Annotated in this window: 16 protein-coding genes; 10 read left to right on the top strand and 6 right to left on the bottom strand. The window is 65.7% G+C overall.

Features of this window, described 5'->3' with window-relative positions; translation table 11 throughout:
• Positions 1 to 43: 43 nt before the first annotated feature.
• On the bottom strand, positions 44 to 3499 hold the full coding sequence (locus BMY71_RS08320) for a YhaN family protein (RefSeq protein WP_092683006.1): 3456 nt from the start codon (positions 3497 to 3499) through the stop codon (positions 44 to 46).
• Positions 3496 to 4719 carry a metallophosphoesterase family protein gene (locus tag BMY71_RS08315; protein WP_092683004.1) on the bottom strand — a complete coding sequence of 408 codons (1224 nt, stop codon included), beginning with the start codon at positions 4717 to 4719 and terminating at the stop codon, positions 3496 to 3498. Before BMY71_RS08315 ends, BMY71_RS08320 begins: the two co-directional genes overlap by 4 nt.
• A gap of 225 nt (positions 4720 to 4944) precedes the next feature.
• Between BMY71_RS08315 and BMY71_RS25425 the strand changes: the two genes are divergently transcribed.
• Positions 4945 to 5079, top strand: coding sequence for a hypothetical protein (locus tag BMY71_RS25425; protein WP_283804811.1), 135 nt, complete (start codon positions 4945 to 4947; stop codon positions 5077 to 5079).
• 77 nt (positions 5080 to 5156) lie between these two features.
• Positions 5157 to 6308, top strand: a complete 1152-nt coding sequence (locus tag BMY71_RS08310; RefSeq protein ID WP_092683002.1) for a DUF3095 domain-containing protein — start codon at positions 5157 to 5159, stop codon at positions 6306 to 6308.
• Positions 6309 to 6430: 122 nt separating this feature from the next.
• On the opposite strand, the gene BMY71_RS08305 is transcribed toward BMY71_RS08310, so the two are convergent.
• The gene (locus BMY71_RS08305) at positions 6431 to 6874 is read right to left on the bottom strand and encodes a DUF2147 domain-containing protein (RefSeq protein ID WP_092683000.1); all 444 of its coding nucleotides are present in this window, start codon (positions 6872 to 6874) and stop codon (positions 6431 to 6433) included.
• A 121-nt stretch (positions 6875 to 6995) separates the two neighbouring features.
• The gene (locus BMY71_RS08300; protein WP_092682998.1) at positions 6996 to 8369 is read right to left on the bottom strand and encodes an MATE family efflux transporter; all 1374 of its coding nucleotides are present in this window, start codon (positions 8367 to 8369) and stop codon (positions 6996 to 6998) included.
• Positions 8370 to 8626: 257 nt separating this feature from the next.
• On the opposite strand from BMY71_RS08300, the gene BMY71_RS08295 reads away from it, so the two are divergent.
• The 3 genes from BMY71_RS08295 (at position 8627) to crcB (ending at position 11173) form a co-directional block, all read left to right on the top strand.
• Entirely contained in the window at positions 8627 to 9862 is a 1236-nt protein-coding gene (locus BMY71_RS08295) for an MFS transporter (protein WP_092682996.1), read from the top strand.
• Positions 9863 to 10040: 178 nt separating this feature from the next.
• Positions 10041 to 10637, top strand: coding sequence for a superoxide dismutase (locus tag BMY71_RS08290; protein ID WP_092682994.1), 597 nt, complete (start codon positions 10041 to 10043; stop codon positions 10635 to 10637).
• A gap of 161 nt (positions 10638 to 10798) precedes the next feature.
• Positions 10799 to 11173 carry a fluoride efflux transporter CrcB gene (gene crcB / locus BMY71_RS08285; protein WP_011504009.1) on the top strand — a complete coding sequence of 125 codons (375 nt, stop codon included), beginning with the start codon at positions 10799 to 10801 and terminating at the stop codon, positions 11171 to 11173.
• Positions 11174 to 11179: 6 nt separating this feature from the next.
• Here the strand turns inward: crcB and BMY71_RS08280 are convergent, their stop codons facing one another.
• On the bottom strand, positions 11180 to 11668 hold the full coding sequence (locus tag BMY71_RS08280; RefSeq protein ID WP_092682992.1) for a CinA family protein: 489 nt from the start codon (positions 11666 to 11668) through the stop codon (positions 11180 to 11182).
• A 155-nt stretch (positions 11669 to 11823) separates the two neighbouring features.
• Here BMY71_RS08280 and BMY71_RS08275 point away from each other — a divergent pair, with 155 nt between their 5' ends.
• From BMY71_RS08275 to BMY71_RS08255, 5 genes are all read left to right on the top strand, one after another.
• Positions 11824 to 13611, top strand: a complete 1788-nt coding sequence (locus BMY71_RS08275) for an acyl-CoA dehydrogenase family protein (protein ID WP_092682990.1) — start codon at positions 11824 to 11826, stop codon at positions 13609 to 13611.
• Between the two features lie 597 nt (positions 13612 to 14208).
• Positions 14209 to 16215 carry a tyrosine-protein phosphatase gene (locus BMY71_RS08270; protein WP_244526008.1) on the top strand — a complete coding sequence of 669 codons (2007 nt, stop codon included), beginning with the start codon at positions 14209 to 14211 and terminating at the stop codon, positions 16213 to 16215.
• 588 nt (positions 16216 to 16803) lie between these two features.
• The gene (locus tag BMY71_RS08265; protein WP_011504005.1) at positions 16804 to 17091 is read left to right on the top strand and encodes a high-potential iron-sulfur protein; all 288 of its coding nucleotides are present in this window, start codon (positions 16804 to 16806) and stop codon (positions 17089 to 17091) included.
• A 133-nt stretch (positions 17092 to 17224) separates the two neighbouring features.
• Complete coding sequence (locus tag BMY71_RS08260) at positions 17225 to 18853, top strand: hypothetical protein (protein ID WP_092683169.1); 1629 nt, start codon at positions 17225 to 17227, stop codon at positions 18851 to 18853.
• A 130-nt stretch (positions 18854 to 18983) separates the two neighbouring features.
• A complete protein-coding gene (locus tag BMY71_RS08255; RefSeq protein ID WP_092682986.1) occupies positions 18984 to 19691 on the top strand; it encodes an outer membrane protein in 708 nt (235 codons plus the stop codon).
• A gap of 228 nt (positions 19692 to 19919) precedes the next feature.
• Here BMY71_RS08255 and BMY71_RS08250 read toward each other — a convergent pair whose 3' ends face one another.
• Positions 19920 to 20780 carry a hypothetical protein gene (locus BMY71_RS08250; protein WP_175557634.1) on the bottom strand — a complete coding sequence of 287 codons (861 nt, stop codon included), beginning with the start codon at positions 20778 to 20780 and terminating at the stop codon, positions 19920 to 19922.
• Positions 20781 to 20925: the final 145 nt, after the last annotated feature.

The following is a 20925-nucleotide window of genomic DNA, read 5'->3' as shown; positions in this document are numbered from 1 at the left end:
TCACCGGAGCGGAAACGACGTCCGGCGACACTCCTCGCTCGATCTACAGATGGATGAGATCGACGCGATAATCTGCGAGTGACAACGCGAGATCGGCCACGTGCTGGTGATGCGTGAAGAGCAGCATCTGGCGCTGCGCTCCGGCTGCGGCCAGCAATCGCAGCGTTGCCAGCGTGCGTCTGTCGTCGAAGCTCGCCAGCAGGTCGTCGCCGATGAACGGCATCGGCTCTGAGGTTCGGCGCTCGAGCAAGGCGAGGCGCAGCGCCAGGAACAACTGATCGCGCGTTCCCTCGCTCAGTCCCGAGAGCGGCACCCGTTCGCCCGACGCGCGCCGGGCCACCAGAGTCGGCTGGTCATCGTCGCCATAGTCGATGCCGAGCCCCGCGAACGCGCCTGCGGTCGCGAGCGCTAACAAGTCGCCGGCGCGCGCGACCATCGGATCCTGCACCTTGGCGCGATGAAGCTCGATGGCACGGCGGGCCAGCAGCGAAGCCGCCGAGCGCAGCAGCCAGTCTTCCGCGATCGACAGCATCTCGGCAGCCGCCTCGCGGCGCCGACTGGCGGCGCCCGCGGCATCGCGGCCCTTTGTCAGCTCGTCCAATTCGCGCTGCCGCTGGTTGTGGTTGGCCGCCGCGTCCGAGATGTCCTTCAGCAGTTGGTCTTGTTGCACCGTCGCGCTGGCAATGTCGGCCGGCAAGCGGTCGAGGTCGATTCCGTCGCGCTCCTGGCGCAGCGCGCTTTCGTTGTGACCGTCGGCGATCTCGAGCAGATGGCTCCGCAACGCCAACTGCTCGGCTTGCAATGCCAGCCGCGTGGCGAGACGCGACAGCAGCTCCGGCAGTGCGGCGATATCGGTGCGCAGCGACCGGCTGGCGTCTTCCAGTACGCTGGTGCTTGCAGCCAGCTGCGCGACCGATGTATTTCGATTGGCCGCACGCTTCGCCGCATTTCCCTGCAACCGCCTGCGCGCTTCGCTGCCGCGGCGGGCGTCGCCCAAACGTTCCGCGAGGCGCGGCATTGCCTCCTGGGCGGAAACGCCGCGCAGGTCCGGCGCGACCCGATCGATCAGCGCGGTCACCTCCGTCTCGAAATCCTGCAGATCGGACATGATGGTATCGACGCTGCGCCCCTCGCGCTCGAAGCTGGCGCGCGGCACGCCCACCGCGTTCCAGATCGACAGCGCCGCTTCGGCCTGCACCGGCGTCGCATCGGTGGCGAGCCCGATCGCGCTCATCGTCCGCGGCCAATGCTGCCGAAGATCCGCAAGGCGAATCTCGATCTGCGCACGGGCTGCATCGGCCTCGGTCAGGTCGCGTTCGAGGCGGGCTTTCTCCACCGCACGGGCCTTGGTCTCGCTCCACGCCGCCTGCAATTGGTCGAACCGACCCTTGGCTTCGCGATACAGCACCCCGGCCGGCGCGTCGGGAGTGGGCCGGCGTCCGACGCTGTCGAGAAACGCGATGATCGCCGCCTTGCCGTCTTCGAGGGCGGCGGCCAGCGCGTCGATGCCGGCGCGCTGCAGATCGCATTTGTCGAGCCGCGCGACGACATCGTCGAGCCGCTCGCGCCAGCGCAGCATCTCGGCCGCGCCCCGAGGCTGCAGGCCCGAAGCGGCCCAGGCCTTGGTCCAGCGCGCGGCGATTTCCGCCAGCCCGGTCGTCAGGCTGGCGCGTTTGGTCTCCGCGCGCGCGCGTTCGTTGCGCGCGTCGACGATCCGCCGCTGTGCGTCTTCGTGGCGGGTCGCGCGCTCGGTGTCGGTCAGCAGAGAGTCGGTGATGCCGTCGATCTTGCGCGACGTATCGGTGACCTCGTCGAAGCGGGCGAGGCGATTGTCACGGTCGCCGTCGAGGCCGGCGCAGAGTGCGTCGAGCTTCGCGTCGCGCGCGTGTCGTGCCGCGATCAGATCGGCCCGGGTCGGCACCGCACCAGAGCTCGACAGCCGCGCCAGCTCGGCTTCGGTCGCCGCGATTGAATCGTCGAGTTTCGAAATCTCCGCATCGAGCCGCTTCAGCTCCGCTTCGCTGAGCTCGACGGCGGCGGCGTGTTTGGTGATCGTGGCGCGGTCCGGCGCGGGCAAGGCGCGCACCCGGTCGAGCGGTCCCGGCGCTGGATCGAGCGCTGCGACGGCATCCCTGATGGCTTCGATCTCGCGTGCATACACGGCGCGATCGCGGTACAGGCGCTCGTCCTGCGCAGGAATGTCGCCAAGCGCCTCGAAGCGTTGGCGCAGCGGCTCGATGTCGCTGACGTGCAGCTCTTCGCCCTCCCGCGCGGCGAATGCCTCGAGGTCTCGTCGCGCGCGACCGTGCCGGGCTTCGATTTCGGCCAATTCCTGCGTCGCGCGCCGCATCATTTCGATGCGATCGCGCGCATCTGCGAGCGCCGGGTCCGTCGGCAGCTTCGCCAGAAGCTCGACATGCGAGACCAGCCCGAGCCGCCGCGCGCAATCATCAAGCGTCGCCTCGGCGCTGGCGCGGTCTTGACGGCGTCGCGGCAGGTCGGCTGCCGCCTTGCGCACCGCGCCCAGCCGTTCGCGCAGCATCTCGATCGCGGCGTCCTCCGACAGCAGCGCGTCATCGACGTCCAGAGTGGCGATCTCGGCGGCATCCGTCGCCGCCGCCTCGTCAAGCGCGGCGATCTCGGCTTCAAGCGCGGCCCGCCGATCGATCGCGGCGCGCCAATCCGCGAGCGTCTGCTCGGCGACGACCGGCAGGTCGGCAAGCCCCGTCAGTTCAGCCTCGATGCGGTCCAGCCGCGTCAGCTGCGATCGCACCCGCAACATTCGTTGCCAGCGCGCCAACGTGCTGCCGCAGGCCGCATGAGCGACCTTGAGCTTCTCCAGCTCGGAGGCCGCGTCCTGCACCGAGGCCTGCAGTTGTCGCAGTGCCTCGCGGGTGACGATGGCCTCGCGAAGGTCCTTCTCGGAAGCCTCCCGGCGTTCGGCCGCCAGATAGAACGGCTTGCTGGCGGATTTGCGCGCGCTGAACAACTGGTCGGCCTGCTCCTGCAAGCGGTCCTTGGTGCGCGATAATTCGGCCATGCCTGCTGAACTCGCCGCCAGTGTTTCGGCGAGACGGCCGCCTGCGCTGAGCAGCTCTTCGCCGCCTTCCCGCAGCGTCTGCGCGGTCATCCCGAACTCGCTGTTGAAGGCGGTGCGCGAAACGCCTCCGAGAAGTGCGGCGAAATGATCGTCGGGCAACGGCTGATCGTCGGCGTCCAGCAGCGTGTTCTTGTTGCCCTTGCGCCGCCGCGCCTCGATCACGCGGCCGTCGGAGTGACGGAAGGTGCCGCCCAGTCGCAGCAGTTTGCTATCGTGCCTGAAATCGTAGTCGGTCCGCGCGCCGAAGCCGAACAGCAGATCGGCGATCGCCGACAGCGCCGACGTCTTGCCCGCTTCATTGGCGCCGAACACCACATGCAGCGACGCCTGCGGATCGAAAGAGACTTTGCGGTCGGTGAAGATGCCGTAGCGCTCCAGCGCGAGTTCTTCGATTCTCACGACAGCTCTCCGACCAGCAACGCGCGGGCGTCCTCGGTCAGGGACGCGACGGTGTCCGATGCTGATAACTCGTCCTGCAAGTCTCGCGGCAGCTTCGCCCTGATGGTCTCGGTCAGCTCGGCCAATGCGGCCGCAAAACTCGGATCCTGCGCGGCTTCGCCGAGCAGGGCAGCGACATCGATGTTCGCGGTGTCGGGGCCTGCGACGACCGGCTGCGCGGGAAGCGTCGTCCTGATCTTGAGTTGTTCGACCCAGCAATCGTCGGCGAGATGCAGCGCGCTGGCGCGTAGTTCGTCCTGCAACATTTCGCGACGGGCTATCAGGTGGTTATGCAGTGTCGTCGTTCCAGTCAGCGTGACCCGGACGGCAAGCGCGCGCCCCTTGCTTTGCGCATGGACGTCGGAGAGCTCCGCAGTGACGCGGGGCAGGATTTGCGCTTCGTCGGCGCAGCCGGCGAGATCGATCGTCAGGTGCGCCCAGCGTGCGCTGTCGAGCGTCAGCGGCGAGACGTCGACGATGCGGCCATCCTCGACGGTGACCCGCATAGCGCCCTTCGGTCCGGTTTCGCGGACGCTGCGTCCCTGCAGATTGCCGGGGAACACGATCCATGGGTCACGGCTGACGATTTCCGCGGCATGAACATGTCCAAGCGCCCAGTAATCGTAACCAAACCTCTTGAGGTCGTCCAAACTGCACGGCGCATATCCCTCGTGGCCGCGACTTCCGTCGAGCGACGTGTGCAAGACGCCGATGTTGAGCCAGCCCTCGCGACGTGTGGGGTAGGTCGCGACGAAGTCCGCGGTCAGGCGATCGGGAAAGCTGCGGCCATGAAGCGCCACGCGATGCTCTTCGAGCATGACCGTCGACGCTCGCGTCGGAAACACGGTCACGCTGCCCGGATAGGGCAAATCCCGCGACATCAGATTTTCGGCGTCGTGATTGCCCTTGACGATGAAGACCGGAATCCCTGCGCGATGCAGCGCGCTGATGGCGCCGATGAAGAACAATCCCGTGGTGACATCTTTCCAGTCGCCGTCGAAGATGTCGCCGGCAATGATCAGGAACGCCGCCTTGCTGGCGATCGTCTCGTCGATCAGCGCCTGCACGGCCTTTCGCCCGGCGTCCGCGAAACTGCGCGCGATGTTTTCGTTCTTTGCGCGAAGCCCCGCGAGCGGGCTGTCGATATGAAGATCGGCGGCATGAATGAAAGTGAAGCGCATCGTGGTCGGTCTTCGAATCAGAGTGCAACGATCATGGGCATTGCGCGAAACCGGCAGCGAAGCCACGGATCAACGCACGCAACGGGTCGACCTTCCTTAGAATTCAATCCAGGCTTGCGATCAAGGCCGCGATATCGCAATGATCGCAGCTTGGGATCCTTTCGGGCGGACGATCGGATCAGCTAAGCTCAAGCTCGACGGCTCCGCCAGTTGGAAGTGCATCGCTTGAAGTCGCTCGGCATCATCATCCTGTTGGCCTTGGCGGTTTTCGCCTACGGCCTGTATACCGACATCACTTTGACGCGCTGCGTGCGGGGCACGGTGACGGCGATGCTGGGCATGTGCGCCAACGGCGACTGAACTTTCCTGGCGCGCTTGCAAACTCAAATCCATCGCCGTCGTATCTTGTCCGGCGATCGGCATAAGGGTTGGCCATCATGGGCGGACGCGGCAGCGGCGCATTCTATGACAGCGTGGCGGTGTTTCGCGGCTTTCGCAGTCTGATGGACCCCGCGCTGTATTCGGCGGTGCCCGACGACTGGTCGATCGGCACGGCAGATGTCGTTGATTCGACCAAGGCGATCGCCGCGCAGCGCTACAAGGCCGTCAACATGGCTGGCGCATCGGTGATCGCCGCGGTGGCCAATGCGCTCGAAGGACGCGAGTTTCCGTTCGTGTTCGGCGGCGACGGCGCGAGTTTTGCCGTCGGGCCGGACGATCTCGATCGGGCGCGCGAGGCGTTGTCGGCCGCCGCTGCCTGGGTCCGGGACGAACTCGATCTCACGATGCGCATTGCGCTGGTGCCGGTGGCGGTCGTCCGGGCGCAGGGCCTGGACGTTCGTGTCGCCCGGTTCGCGCCGTCGCCTCATGTGTCCTACGCGATGTTCTCGGGCGGCGGTTTGGGCTGGGCCGAGGCCGCGATGAAGCGCGGCGAATTTGCCATCGCGCCGGGGCCGCCCGGCGCCACGCCGGATCTCACCGGCCTGTCGTGCCGGTTCGAGGAAATCCCCTCGGCGCAGGGCGTGATCCTGTCGGTCCTGATCGTGCCCGCGGCCAATGCCGATCCGGCGGCGTTTCGCAGTCTGATCGAGGAGGCGGTGGCGCGAACCGAGCGTAGTCCCGACGCGGGCCGGCCGGTGCCGTCGCAGGGTCCCGGATTGCGATGGCCGCCCGCCGGGTTCGATCTCGAAGCACGCGCCACGCGTGGCGGTCCGCTGATCATGCGCCGCGTCTTCGTCCTGTTCTACACCTTGTTCGCGTATCTGATCATGCGCTTCGGCATCAAGGTCGGCGGCTTCGCTCCGCAAACCTATGTCGCGCAGGTGGTGGAGAATTCAGACTTCCGCAAATACGACGACGGCCTGCGGATGATCCTGGACTGCACCCCCGAATTGGCGGATGCGCTGGAGCAGTTGCTCGTGGAGGCATCGTCAGCCGGCATTGCGCGCTACGGCCTGTTTCGCCAGGACGCTGCAATGATGACCTGCTTCACGCCCTCGGCGATGCGCAGCGATCACGTGCACTTCATCGACGGCGCCCGCGGCGGCTATGCCTCCGCGGCGATGACGTTGAAGGCGATGAAAGCCTGAGGCGCTACGGGCCGTCTGCCTAGAGCTTTTCCGGTTCTGATAGAATCAGAACCGGAGCTCTAACTTTCTGTTCTGACGCGTTTTCTTCACGCGAACCGGTTTCCACTTCGCTCGAAAACGCTCTAGCGACCGGTGAGCGTCCAGGCCTCGCCGCCGCACAGCGCGCCGACGCATCCCTCGACCTTCAGCGTCGTCGGCCCGGTGTGGGAGATGCTGCTCTCATAGGTCTTGCCGTCATCGGCATTGTAGATGTGTCCCGACCATTTGCCCTGCGAGACCGGCCGCATGTCGCCGAAAATCTGCAGTCCGATCACCGGTCGCGAGGCGCGGGCCGGGTCCGGATTCTTGTCGTCGATCTGCGGCTTGCCGGTGTTCGGGTCGATCGGTTGTTTCAGCCAGACGATTGTGCCGCACAGCGCCGCGCCGCAGCTCTTGATCCGCACCTTGGCGTCGCCGGCTTGGGTCAGCCAGGTGCCTTGCGGACCGGACGCCGATTGCGCGTTCGCGACAGCGGGCGCCAGCACAGCGAGCAACGCAGCGGCAACGAGAGCAGTTCGGGCAGTCATTCGTCCTCCAGAAAGATCATTCGGCGCGGCGCGACTGATTGTGCGTCGCAGCGCGCTGAATAGCAGAGCAGGGGATTCGCGCCAGATCAATGACTGACGCAGCGGCGCGAGGCCGCTGGATTCACTTGACCCAGCGTGTCATCCGTATCGCGCCGGCGGTGCCGAGACCGTAGACCACCATCGCGGCGCCAACCAGTGCGAACAGCGCCGAGGCCGGCGCGTCGGCCGCGACCAGCGCCGTGCCGCCGACCGCGACCAGCAGCAGCCGCGCGGTCGCAGCGAGCACCGGACCGCCGACCTTCGCGGCGCCCTGCGAGGCGAAATACAGCGTCACGCCGAGCCCAAAGAAGGCGAAGCCGGGGCCGGCCCAGCCAAAATAGGAATGCGCCGCGGCGGCCACGGCAGGATCGCTGGTGAACAGCGACACCCACAGCGACGGCTGGATCGCCAGCGCTACGCCGACCAGGCCGATGATCAGCGCCGACACTGCGCCGGCAGTCCAGGCAACGCGGCGCGCCCGCGCGATCATGCCCGCGCCGACGGCCATTCCGACCATCGGGATCGAGGCGACGCCGAACGCGAAAGCGATCGGAATCAGCAGGAACTCGAGACGCGAGCCGATGCCGTAGCCGGCCAGCGTCGCGGTGCCGAACGTCGCGAGAATCTTGGTGAAGATCAGGATCGTCAGCACCGACTGCAGCGGCGCGAGGCAGGCCATCGCGCCGACCTTGAGAATATCGATGAACATCACGCGCTGAAACGCAAACGACTTCACCCGCAGGCGCAACCGGCCGCGTCCGCTCGCCATGTAGAGGAGCAGAAACACCGCGCCGAGCGAGAACGCGATCAATTGACCGGAGGCGACGCCCGCCATCCCGAGCCGCGGCAGGCCGAACAGGCCGAGCCCGAACGTGCCGCCGATCACGATCTGGAGCGCGGCGACGCCGAGCAGCGTGGCCGCAGGCAGGATCATGTCGCCGGTGCCGCGCAGCACCGAGGCCAGCGTGTTGACCAGCCAGATCGACACCGCGCCCGAGAACAGCACGACCGAATAGCTGCACGCCTGCTCTAGCACCTCGCCACGGCCGCCGAGCAGCGAATACAACGACCGGCCGAACACCAGCATGATCAGCGTGAAGACGAGGCCACCGCAGACGCCGATGATGATGGCGTGCAGCGCCAGCACCTCGGCGCGCGTGCGGTCGCCGGCGCCGAGCGCGCGACTGACCGCCGACGACACGCCGCCGCCCATCGCGCCGGCCGACATCATTTGCGTCAGCATCGCGAACGGGAACACCAGCGCGATCGCCGCCAGCGGCTCGGTGCCGAGCCGGCCGATATAGGAGGTCTCGGCGACCGCGACCACGGCGGTGCCGACCATCGCGATCACATTCGGGATCGCCAGCCGGATCAACGTCGGCAGGATCGGCGCGGTCAGCAGCCGGTTGGCCGAAGCAGCGGGCAGGGGCGTATCGGCCGGCGCGTCGATGGTCATGCGTTTTCTGCCCTTGCTCACCGCTCTCCGGCGGCTGTCGATCATTGAATTATGGTCGACATGCCATGGGTGCGCAAGCCCGCGGGGTCTGCACCCGGCGCAGGCGCCGCCACCGTCGCCGGCAGAGGTCGCGCGCGATCGGCGACATTCACCCCTGCGTCCCATGCAGAACCACGATACCGGGAGCACGGATAGCCAAGCATCGTATTTCAGGGCATGAATACCCTCAAAATCGCAACGCGAGAGGAAAACGTCCTATGAAGGCAGCTCAGCTCAGCCCGTTTCAGCGCTGGTCGATCCTGATCGGCGCCTCGGTGCTGCTCAGCCTCGCGATGGGGATGCGGCAGAGCTTCGGACTGTTTCAACCTTCCGTGATCCGCGACGTCGGCATCACCAGCGCCGACTTCTCGCTGGCGACGGCTCTGCAGAACATCATCTGGGGCGTGACGCAGCCGATGGTCGGGCTGATCGCCGACCGTTACGGCTCGCGCTGGGTGATGCTCGGCGGCGTGCTGATCTATGCCGCCGGTCTGGTGCTGATGATGATCGCCGAATCGGCGTTGGTGTTTACGCTCGGCTGCGGCGTCTGCGTCGGCATCGCGCTGTCCTGCACCGCCTCCAGCATGACGATGACGGCGACCTCGCGCACGGTGTCGGCCGCCAAGCGCAGCGTGGCGATGGGCGCGGTCTCGGCCGCGGGATCGCTCGGCCTGGTGCTGGCCTCGCCGTTGGCGCAAACCTTGATCACCACCTCGGGCTGGCAGATGGCGCTGATCGGCTTCCTCGGCCTCGCCGCGGTGATGCTGCCATCCGCATTCTTCGCGGGTCGCTCCGACGATATCGAGATCGACAAGGCCGACGATCTGGATCAGTCGGCGGGTCAGGTGGTGCAGACTGCGCTCGGCCATTCCGGCTTCATGGTGATGGCGATCGCGTTCTTCGTCTGCGGGCTGCAGCTCGTCTTCATCACCACGCATCTGCCGAACTATCTCGCGATCTGCGGTCTCGACCCGTCGCTCGGCGCCACCGCGCTGGCGGTGATCGGGCTGTTCAACGTGATCGGCTCTTACGCCTGCGGTTGGCTGGGCGGTCGCTATCCGAAGCAATATCTGCTCGGCGGCATCTATATCGTGCGCTCGCTGACGATCGCGGCGTATTTCTACTTCCCGGCCTCGGCGACCACGACGCTGGTGTTCGCCGCGGTGATGGGCGCGCTGTGGCTCGGCGTGATCCCGCTGGTCAACGGCCTGGTCGCGCAACTGTTCGGACTGCGCTACATGGCGACGCTGACCGGCATCGCTTTCTTCAGCCATCAGGTCGGTTCGTTCCTGGGGGCGTGGGGCGGCGGTATGATCTACGATCACCTCGGCAATTACGATCGCGCCTGGCAGGCCGCGGTGTTGATCGGGCTGATCGCCGGCACCGCGCAGATGATGATGAATGTCCGCCCGCCGCGGCGGCGCGAGGAATTGGCGGTGCCTGCGACCGCCTGAGTCTAACGGTACGATTGCGCCATTTCCGGTAACGCGTTCATGCGCGCGCGGGATCGGCGGCGTCGCCGCTGTGTGACACTCTGTTGCAATTCAGAATAGATATTGGGTCCGGAGTCGGAACCTAATATAAGGGGGCTCGTTAAGACGAAGTCCCCCACCATTGTGGAAATGATGACCCATGACCTTCACGCTTCCTGAACTGCCGTATGCCTACGACGCGCTCCAGCCCTATATGTCGAAGGAGACGCTCGAATATCACCACGACAAGCATCATCAGGCCTATGTCACCAACGGCAACAACCTGCTGAAGGGCACCGAATTCGAGGGCAAGTCGCTCGAGGAGATCGTCAAGGGCTCGTTCGGCAAGAACGCCGCGCTGTTCAACAACGCCGGCCAGCACTTCAACCACATCCATTTCTGGAAATGGATGAAGCCGAATGGCGGCGGCACCAAGCTGCCGGGCGCGCTCGAGAAGAAAATCAACGAGGACCTTGGCGGGCTCGAGAAGTTCAAGGCCGATTTTGCCGCAGCCGGCGCTGGCCAGTTCGGTTCGGGCTGGGCCTGGCTTTCGGTCAAGGACGGCAAGCTCGAAATCTCCAAGACCGCGAACGGTGAGAATCCGCTGGTGCACGGCGCCACGCCGATCCTCGGCGTCGACGTCTGGGAGCATTCCTACTACATCGACTATCGCAACCGCCGTCCCGACTATCTCAAGGCCTTCGTCGACAATCTCATCAACTGGGAATACGTCGAGGAGTTGTACTCCAAGGTCTGATCAACGGGCCGATCGCGGGGCCTGATCGGGCTCTCGCGTTCACGATGGGTAATCGAAAGGCGGCCGCGCAACGGCCGCCTTTTTCGTGCCCGCAGCCTTGCAGGACTTGCCGTGCTGCGGCACAACGACCCGCCGGCCTCGCGCGACGCGGAGAAATTGGAATGACGTATCTGCTGGTGTTCCTCGGTGGCGGGCTCGGGGCGATGTTTCGCCACTTCATCAACACCGTCAGCGGGCGGATGCTGGGCACCGCGTTCCCGTATCACACGTTTTTCATCAACGTCAGCGGCTCGCTGGTGATGGGCCTGATCGCCGGCTATTTCGCCTTCAAGGGCGGCTCGTCGCAGCATGTCCGGTTGTTCCTGATGACCGGCATCCTCGGCGGTTACACGACCTTCTCGGCATTCTCGCTCGATGCCGCGCTGTTGTACGAGCGCGGCGCGGTTGGCCTCGCGGCTCTCTACGTGCTCGGCTCGGTGGCGCTCGCGATCGCCGGGCTGTTCGCCGGCCTCGCACTGATCCGCGCCATTACCTGACTTGCCTTACGTCTGCTTTGCCAGATTGTGCAGCAGAAACGTCAGCGCCGTGCTGGCGAACATCTGCATGTTGTCGAGCCGGTCGGCGCTCCCCGTCTCCAGCGTCATCGCCGCTTGTGAGGGACCGGCGACCGCAATGCAGGTGTGGCCGGCGGCGTCGCCGTAGTGATTGCCGCCGGGGCCGGCCGCGCCGGTCTCCGACAGCGCCCAGTCGCAGGAGAGCCGCGCCCGCATCTGCTTCGCCAGCAACTCCGCATAGGGCTCGGAAGACGAGCGCAGCCCCTTCATCTGCGGATCGGGGATGTCCATCAGGGTGCGCCGCGCCTCGCGGGTGTAGACCACAGCAGAGCCGAGAAAGTAGGCCGAGGCGCCGGGTACGGCGAGCAGTGCCGCCGCGATCAGTCCGCCGGTCGACGATTCTGCGACTGCGATCGTCTGCTTCCGCGCGATCAGCCGAACGGCGACCTTTTCGGCCAGGGTGACGAGATCCTTCATCGTCGCTGTCTCCAGAATTACCAAACGTCGCGGTTTCGATCGACCCTCATCGCCGACATCCTTCGATTGCTTTTGCGGCTCGCTTTGTGGCTCAATCCGTGTCGCTTTCTATAGCATCCCAACGCGCCCGAAGACTCCGACAAAAAGAGACGCAGATGTTGGCAGGAAACAGTCAAGTCGCCGTGGCCGCGGCGAAGCCCGGCAATGCCGCGAATCTGATCGCGCCCGACACCACGGGGCTGAATTTCTATCGCGCGGATCCATCGCTCGCCGATCTCTTGCGCATCCATCTGCCTGATGCGCTGGTCCGCCATATCGAGCCGCATCTCGATCGGCTCGGCGGTCTCGCAGGCTCCGTGCTCGACGAATGCGCGCGTGCCGCCGACCGGCATACGCCGATCCTGCACCAGCGTGATCGCTTCGGCCGAGACGCGCAATATGTCGAGTATCACCCGGCCTATCGTGAACTGGAGAATGCGGCGTTCGGCGCGTTCGGCATTCACGCGCTGTCGCACCGCCAGGGAATTATGGGATGGCCGGATGTCTATCCGGTGACGGCGAAGCACGCCTTCACGTTGCTGTTCAATGAAGCCGAATTCGGCATGGGCTGTCCGATCAACGTCACCGACGGCTGCGCCAAGCTGTTGTCGAAGTTCGGCGACGACGCGCTGAAGGCCAAGTATCTCGACGGCCTGACGCAAACCGACATGGCCAGGCTGACCCAAGGCGGTCAATTCATGACCGAGAAAGAGGGCGGGTCCGACGTCGGCACGCTCACAACCGTCGCAACTCGCGATGGCGATCATTGGCGGCTGACGGGCGAGAAATGGTTCTGCTCCAACACCGATGCGAAAATTGTGATGCTGCTGGCGCGGCCGGAAGGCGCGGGGCGGGGGACGCGCGGCGTCGGGCTGTTTCTGATGCCGCGCTTCCTCGACGACGGCTCGCCCAATCACTACCGCATCGTCCGTTTGAAGGACAAACTCGGCACCCGGTCGATGGCGTCGGGCGAGATCAAGCTCGAGGGCGCGATTGCCTATGCGGTCGGCAGGCTCGATCGCGGCTTCGTGCAGATGGCCGAGATGGTCAATTCATCGCGCCTGTCGAACGGCGTGAAGTCGACGGCGCTGATGCGCCGCGCCTGGCATGACGCGATCACGGTGGCGAAGCATCGCGTGGTGTTCGGTCAACGCATCGTCGATCTGCCGCTGGCGCGGCGGCAACTCATGAAGATCCTGCTGCCGACCGAGCAGGGGATGTCGATCAGCTTCCTCACCGCCGATGCGCTCGATCGCGCCGAGGCCGGCAGCCAGGATGCAGCGGCGCTGCTACGCATCCTCACGCCGACCTTGAAGTTTCGCGCGACGCGTGACGCGCGCAAGGTGTGCGGCGATGCGCTCGAGATGCGCGGCGGCATCGGCTATGTCGAAGAGTTCGCGACCGCGCGGCTGCTACGTGATGCGCATCTCGGATCGATCTGGGAAGGCACCGGCAACATCGTCGCGCTCGACGCGCTGAAGCGCGCGATCGGCCGGCACGGCGCGGAGTCCGCACTCGGCGCCGATCTGCACGCGCGGCTCGACGACGCGTCGCGCGTGCCGCAGCACTGGCGCGACAAGCTCCACGGTCTGATCGATCGCGCGATCGGCTACGCGCGCGAAGTCGCAAGCTGCGCTGAGTACGAGGCGGATGCGCGGCGCGCTACCAGTTCGTTGTATCACGTCGCCAGCGCGGTGGCGCTGGCGTGGGAAGGCGCACGGATCGAGGCGATGCGCGGCGACGCGCGACGCGTGCTGCTGTCGCGCCTCGTCATCGACCATCGCCTCAACGCCCCAGATGCTTTCGCTCTCACCAATGGCGGCAATGAATTCGCCATCGCAGAGCATCTGCTCGGCGACCGCGCCGCCGATATGAAGGAAGTGGCGCCGCTGCTGGCGGCGTAGTATCTCCAGCTACTTGGAAAACCCTGAGGCGAAGCTGTGGCGAATGCGGCGGGTTCGCGGCATTGTCAGCTAAGCGATTGAACCAGCAGCGTTTCCGGCGCGGTGCGGATGCTCGTTGATTGGCGAGGGTCCGCAGTGCGCGTCGCGTGGTTGCCGCGCGTGTTACGCGCTGAGTGTGGCGATCATCGACGCGAACAGCGACGCGCGGGGGGGGGGGGCGATTAGTTGGCCGGTCCGTCGCGGCGCGATGTGCGGCGTGACGATTAGTTCTCGTCGTCGATCCGCCGATGGGCTTCCGCGATCCGCCGCGTTGGATTGCGCGATGCCAGGATGAAAGTGATAACGATCCGCAATGGGCCTCGTGGTGCTTGTATGAGGCGTCGTCAATGGCGGCGCGCGGCTTTCATTCGACGCTAGCCGAATCGATCGACGCACGATTATCAGTGACGCGACCGCAATGTCCGTTGGTCGCCAGCGCGCTCCATCGGTTCGACGGTCGGACGGAAGACCTCGCGACAAAGGTGTCGATTGTATTCGCCGCTGCCTGGGGTCTGCATCCGGCGATGCCGGGAGCTGGAGATTCGGTCGATGCAGCGCATGACTCTTGCCCCGTCCAGGCGGATCGCGATGCTGTGGAGCGCCGCGCTGGCGCTGAGCGCGTCGGCTTCGCCGGCCTTGGCGCAGCAGGCGATCACGACGCCGATTCTGGCCACCGATCAGAATTTCCGCGACCTCGCCGGAATTTCCGAGAACGCCGGCGGCAGCGGCTTCGTCGATCCGACCACGCATGGCGGCGCGATGCGGACCGGCGTGTTCTATCGCTCCGAGGCGTTGACGACGCTGTCCACGACCGATTGGCGCACGCTGTCGTCGCTTCGGATCGGACTCGACGTCGATCTGCGGACTCCGTCGGAGATCGACGGGCCGACCAGCATCACGGCTCCGAATGCCGGTCACGATTGGTTGCCGGCCGGAGCGCGTTACATCAACGTCAACATCTACGGAACCTACGCGCCGCCTTCGAGCGCGTCGGTCGCGACTCCTGGCGAAGCGTCGGCCTATCTGATCGCGACCTATCAGAATTTTGTCAGCGACGCGACGCAGCGCGGAGGCTTCCGCTCGGCGTTGCTCGCGCTCGCCAACGAGCCCTCGGCTGCGCTGTTCCATTGCGCCGCGGGCAAGGATCGCACCGGTTGGACTTCGATGCTGCTGCAGAGCATCGCCGGAGTCGCGCCCGAGACCATTCTGACGGCCTATCTCGCCTCGAATATCTATATGGCGGAGTCGATCAGCGCCGCTCTGGCGCAGATCCGTGCGGCGGTCGGCAACGGTCCCGCGGGTGATCTGGCGGTGGCGACTGCGGCGACGATGCTCGGCGTGCAGGAGAGCTATCTCCATGCCGGGCTTGCGCAGATCGTCGCGCAATACGGATCGATGCAGGCGTATCTGATACAAGGCCTCGGGCTCACCCAGGCCGACATCTACGTGCTGCGCGCCAAGATGGTGTACTTCGCGAACCTGCCGGGGCAGGACGGTATGACCGGCAACGCGGCGTCCGGCGCCGCACTGCTCAATGCGCTGCAGAACTCGCCGCTGTCGGGCCGCTACACCGCCTTCAATTATTATCTACAGTCGGCGGTCGACGCAGGCACGCTCGGCGGCGTCGAGAGCCTGGTCGGCGGGCAACTCCATGCCGACACGGTCGCCTTCCTGGCGCGCCAGCCGTTGTGGATCGACGCCGCGTTGGCGCCCAACGCCAGCGGTCGCGACCTCGGCGTCGGCGAGACCAAAGCTTGGCTGGCCGGCGTCGGCGGTTACTTCAGCTCCGATGGCGGAAGCGGGGTGTCGCGGAGCATCGAACGAAGCGGCGGGCCGCTGGCGGGCGTCACCTGGCGGATCGATGCGCAGAGCAGCGCCTTTGTCGGCGTCGGCTACAATGCGGGTTCGGTCAGCAGCGCCGGCGGCAGGGCCGATCTCGACACCATGCTGGCGACCTTCGGCGGCCGCTACGGGCTCTCCAGCCTCGACGCCGGCCCGTTTGCAGAGGCGCGGGCCAGCGTCGGCTGGTTCACCGATCACAGCAGCCGAATCCTCGGCGGCGGTCTCGGCGGAACCAGCGGCGATGCGTCGGGCGGCGTCGTCAGCGGCCGCGCCGATATCGGCAGCGTGATCCGCGCGGCGCAGTGGACGTTCACCCCGCAGCTCGGCCTGCGCGCCACCCGCGTCGGGCTCGGCCGTATCGAGGAGCGCGGCAGCGAGTTGGCGCTGGCGGTGGATCGCATCGGCTACACGGCGACGAGCGCGATCGCCGGGCTCGACGTCGCGCTCGATCCGCGTCAGGTCTACGGCTGGCAGATCGCGCCGTCTCTCTCGCTCGGCTACGAACGCGCGCTGTCGAACCCGAGCGTCGAAACCACCGCCGCGCTTTACGGCTACACCGTGAGCCAGGTCTCGGCCTATGACAGCCGCAACCTCGTCAGGGCCGGCTTCGCCATTGCGGCCCGTCAGGACGCCGCGACCTTCAAGGCCGGCATCAATGCCATCCGCGGCGACAACGCCAGCGCCGGCTTCGACGCCCGCGTATCGATCGGCTATCAGTTCTAGAGCTTTTCCGGTTCTGATAAAGCGCAGGCTCGGTCGACCTGGGCGATGCTCAGGTCGATCGAGCCTGCGTTGATCCGGATGCTTGCGATTAGTTCTGGGCGTCTTCGAGTGTGAACCATCAGCGCTCGCGGTTCAGTGCGGTCGTGCGGTTCGTCGCTGTGAGCAGTGTCCACTATCAGATCAGAACCTGCATCTCGATGCTGTGAGCGCCTTGACCCGGGTGAGCCGCGAGTTCGTAGTGACTGATTCATCCATCTTCATGACGCCATGCGAGTGCGAATAAATCGCAATTGCATCGGGCGGCACTACGTAAGTATCAGAGAGGAAGTGATGTGAAGCACTTTGGCAACAAAGTGGTGAAATGGTGACAATTCCATTGACGTTTGGTCTGAATCATTGATGATGAGTAGTTGTGAATGATCTGATCGCCATGCGCGCTGATTAGTAAGCCGTACAAGAAACTAACGCGCGCTCTTCGCCAGATCGGCGACTGGTATGGACTGACAACGATTATCGTCTGCCAACGAGCGGCCGGTCGTCCAACAACAAATCCACATAAAAAAGACCTGACCATACTGGGAGGAAGATGTGACCAAAACAACGCGTGAAGTGTGTTCTCTGGAAGTATCTCGCCGCGACATGTTCAAGGTCGCTGCGGGGGCTGTCGGCGCCGCCGCGATCGTCGGGCTGACTGGCAGTGAGGTTCTGGCCCAGAGCAGAATGGCCAAGACCGCCGCGCAATATCAGGCCTCGCCGCGCAGCGGCCAGACCTGCGGAAAGTGCACGAACTACATTGTGGCATCGAGCACCTGCAAGGTGATCGACGGGACGGTGAGCGCCAACGGCTGGTGTTCGCTGTTTGTCGCGAAGGCCTAAGCTCGTCGCCTCGCGCGAGGACGACCAAACGTTGCGGCCGTAGCCCTACGGGGCTGCGAGCCCGCAGCTGGTGATTGAACACTATATTTTATCGGGGCGGAATTTGACATACGTAGCGCATTTGAAGATCAGGATGAAGACCGGGACGATCTCCGGAGTGCTGGCGTTTGCGGCGGCGAGCGTGGCCGTCTGGGTCGCTTTCCTGACGACGACGCCGTCCGCTCAGGCGCTGCCGCTATTCGCCCGGCAGACGGGACAGCCCTGCGGCAATTGCCACACCGACGTGCTCGGACTGACGCCGTTCGGGCGGCGCTTCAAGCTTGGCGGCTACACGCTGGGCGGCGGTCCGTTCCGCAAGACGCTGTTTCCGATCCCGCCGTCGGGCAAGGTGTTCCCGACCGTCAGCGACTTCAACAGCGTGCTCGCGCCGGGGAGCGCCCCGAAGGATGCCGTCGCCGAGCTGCGCTCCTACGCCGAGACGACGTCCGGCTCTGGCGATCAGCTCAGGAAGCCGCCGCAGGGCAGCGCGCAGCAGGCGATCAACAGTTCATTCGCGGCCGTTCAACCGCAGGCCGAAGAAGATCCCGGCTGGTTGCCGCCGCTCGCGGTGATGCTGATCGCCGGCTCCACCCATACCCAGGCGCCTGATCCGGGCTGGACCCCGGGCGTCAATCAGTGGAAGGCGAACGACAACGTCGGAATGGCCCAGGCCAGCCTGTTCGCCGGCGGCGCGATGAGCGACAATGTCGGCGTCTTTGCGCAGCTCACCTACGCCTTCCCGGGGATCGCCGATCCGGCGGGGGTCTGGACCTGGGACAATGTCGACGTGCGCTATGCCACCGCCGGGCAGATTGCCGGCGTGGATGTGCTGTTCGGCATCACCGCGCACAACAATCCGACAGTGCAGGACGTCTGGAACACCGCGCCGGCCTGGACGCATCCTTATTTCACCACCCAGCTCGGCTTCACCGGGCCTGCTGCCGCCACGGTCATCGACGGACCCTACGGCCAACGCGTCGGGGGCGTCGGCGGCTATCTGTTCATCAACGACATGCTGTATCTCGAGGCCACCGGCTACAAGACGCTCGGCTTCAACGCCACCAAGCGTCTCGGCGCGGATCCGCTCGGCGGCCCGGGCCAGATCGCCGGCATCGCGCCCTATGGGCGCATCGCGCTCGAACAGCGCTTCGGCGACCACAATCTGATGGTCGGCGGTTTCGCCAGCCGGTTCGAAGTCTATCCCTGGGCGTTCAACGGCGATCCGACGATCGTCGGGGAATCGTCCTACGGCATGACCAACAAATACACCGACTACGGCGTCGATACGCAGTACCAATATCGCGGCGCCGACTACTGGGTCATCATGAAGGCGGCCTATATCCGCGAAGATCAGCGCTACGATGCGGGATGGACCTCGGCGGTGCAGCCCGCCAACCTCACCAACGGGTTGAACACGCTGCGGGTGAGCTCGACGGTCGCGATCGGCGGCGACAATCGCGTGGTGGCGACCGGGCAGTATTTCCGGACCTGGGGCACGCCCGACATCGGACTCTATGCGGCCAATGCCGGCAACGTGCCGGACACCACCGGCTTCATGGCTGAACTCGCTTATCTGCCGTTCGGCACCAGCAAGTCGCCATACTGGCCGTGGTTCAACACGCGCGTCGGCGTGCAGTACTTCTATTACACCAAGTTCGACGGCGACACGGCGACGCCGCACGACAAGAACACCTTCATCGTCTACTCGACGATTCTGTTCTGACGGGTCTGTCCGGATGGGCGCAGGCCTGCGGCGCCGCGATCATTGCGCGGCGCCGGGAGTGACGAAGCCGACGAGGTCTTCGTAGTCATATTGATCGGGCGTCCGGGGTGGCGCGGGCAGGGGATTGACGATGAAATCATGGTTGTTCGGGTCGGTCGGGCTGTTGGCGCTGGCTGCGGCGTCGCCGGCGTTCGCCGCGGATCTGCCGCTCAAGGCGGCGCCGCCGGTGCCGGCACTCTATAATTGGACCGGCGTCTATATCGGCATCAACGGCAGCGCCGTGCTCTCCGACAAGCGTTGGGATTATTTCGGCCCGCTGCTGCCGACCGGCGACGACGGCGCACACAATTTCACCGGCCTGTTCGGCGGCGTGCAGGTCGGCTTCGACTATCAGGTCGGAAGCTGGGTGTTCGGCGTCGAGGCGCAGGGCGACTGGGGACGGGCGCGCGGTACGAGCGACAGCCTGTTGTTCGCCAACCAGACCAACCGCACGCTGATCGACGCCTTCGGTCTGATCAACGGCCGGTTCGGCTACGCGCCGAACAACGCGCTGCTCTACGTCAAGGGCGGCGCCGGCGTGGTGCAGGAGAAATACGACGTGTTCGCCACCGACACCGGCATCACTTTCACCAACGCCTCGGAAACCCGCTGGGGATCGACGGTCGGCGCCGGCCTCGAACTGGCGTTCTCGGAGCACATATCGGTCGCCGCCGAGTACAATCACGTTTTCCTCGGCAGCCGCGACGTCGCCTTCGCGCTGACCGGCGATATCTACCGGATCCGGCAGGATCTCGACGTGTTGGCGCTGAAGCTCAACTATCGCTTCAACGGCCGATAGTTCGTTTCCAGGAGTCGTGTCCGGCCAGCCGGCCGGACGGTCTCTCCCTTGACTTGAAGCTCCGGTCTCGGCCGGAGCTTCTTTTTATGTCGGCGGAGCGTCGACGGATTTGCGCGCTGCATCGCCTGGAGCTTTTCCGGCTCTGATAGAATCAGAACCGGAGCTCTAACATTTTGTTCTGACGCGTTTTCTTCGCGCGAACCGGTTTCCACTTCGCTTGAAAACGCTCTAGCCGCCGCGGAAATCCTGCGGGGTGAAGCCGAGGTCGAGCACCTTCCACTCTTTGTATTTCTCGACCGGCAGCATGGTGTAGGGCTGACACGCGGTCAGCGCGTCGATCGCGCCCTTCATCAGCGCCGGGCCTTTCGCCGAGGCGCTGGCCTCGATCAGCACCGGCTCCTGCGCCAGCCGGCCGTCGGGCTGCAGCGCCACCCGCAGCACGATTTTGACATTGTCGGACGGCGCCACCGACGCCGGCAGCGCCGCGCACGACTTCAAGCGCCGCCGCAGCGCCGCGACTGCTTCGGCGCTGATATCGGCGACGGTCTCCGCCGGGGCGTCGAAGGTGGGGTCGGCGGGAAGCCCGAGCGCTACGGAATATCGCACCGTGATGTCCGGCTCCTGCGGAATCGCCGGCGGAAACGGCGCCGGCTGCTGCGCCTGGGGCGCGGACGTCGGAGCGGGAGAGGCGGCCGGTGTCGGTTGCGGGGGCGCAGCTTCGGGTTTCGCCGGCTCGGGCTTGAGGTCGGGCTTGGGTGCTTCGGCCTTTTGCTGCTTCGGTTCAGGCTTCACGGGCTCGGGCTTGAGCGGCGGCTGTGGCGCGGCCGGTTCCGGCGGCGGCGCGGCCGGCTTGGTCTCTGACTCCGGCTTGATCTCAGGCAGATCGAGCGCGGGCTTGGTTTCAGGTTTGGGCTCCGGCAGCGGCGGCGGCGGGGCCTCGTCGGCGGTCACCACCTCGACCTCGATGCGCTGCTCCGGAACGTCGGCGAACGGCCGCACTTCGGCGAGCAGCAGCACGATGCCGACCAGCCCGAGATGAGCCAGGACGGACACGGCAATGCCGGCGCGGATCTGGAAGCGAGACGTCATGGAACCGGGAGCGAGGGGATTGACCAAGCGAGCCCGCAACATAGCGCGCCATCCCGCCGGAGGGACCCGTTATCTTGGTCGCAGGACGCACCCGCTGGCGACCCGTCGGGCGCGCCATGCCTGCCGTGATCCCGAGGCGCCGCCG

This window comes from Rhodopseudomonas pseudopalustris (assembly GCF_900110435.1).
GTDB classification, from domain to species: Bacteria; Pseudomonadota; Alphaproteobacteria; order Rhizobiales; family Xanthobacteraceae; genus Rhodopseudomonas; species Rhodopseudomonas pseudopalustris.
This window is presented reverse-complemented; position numbering and strand designations above follow the sequence as displayed.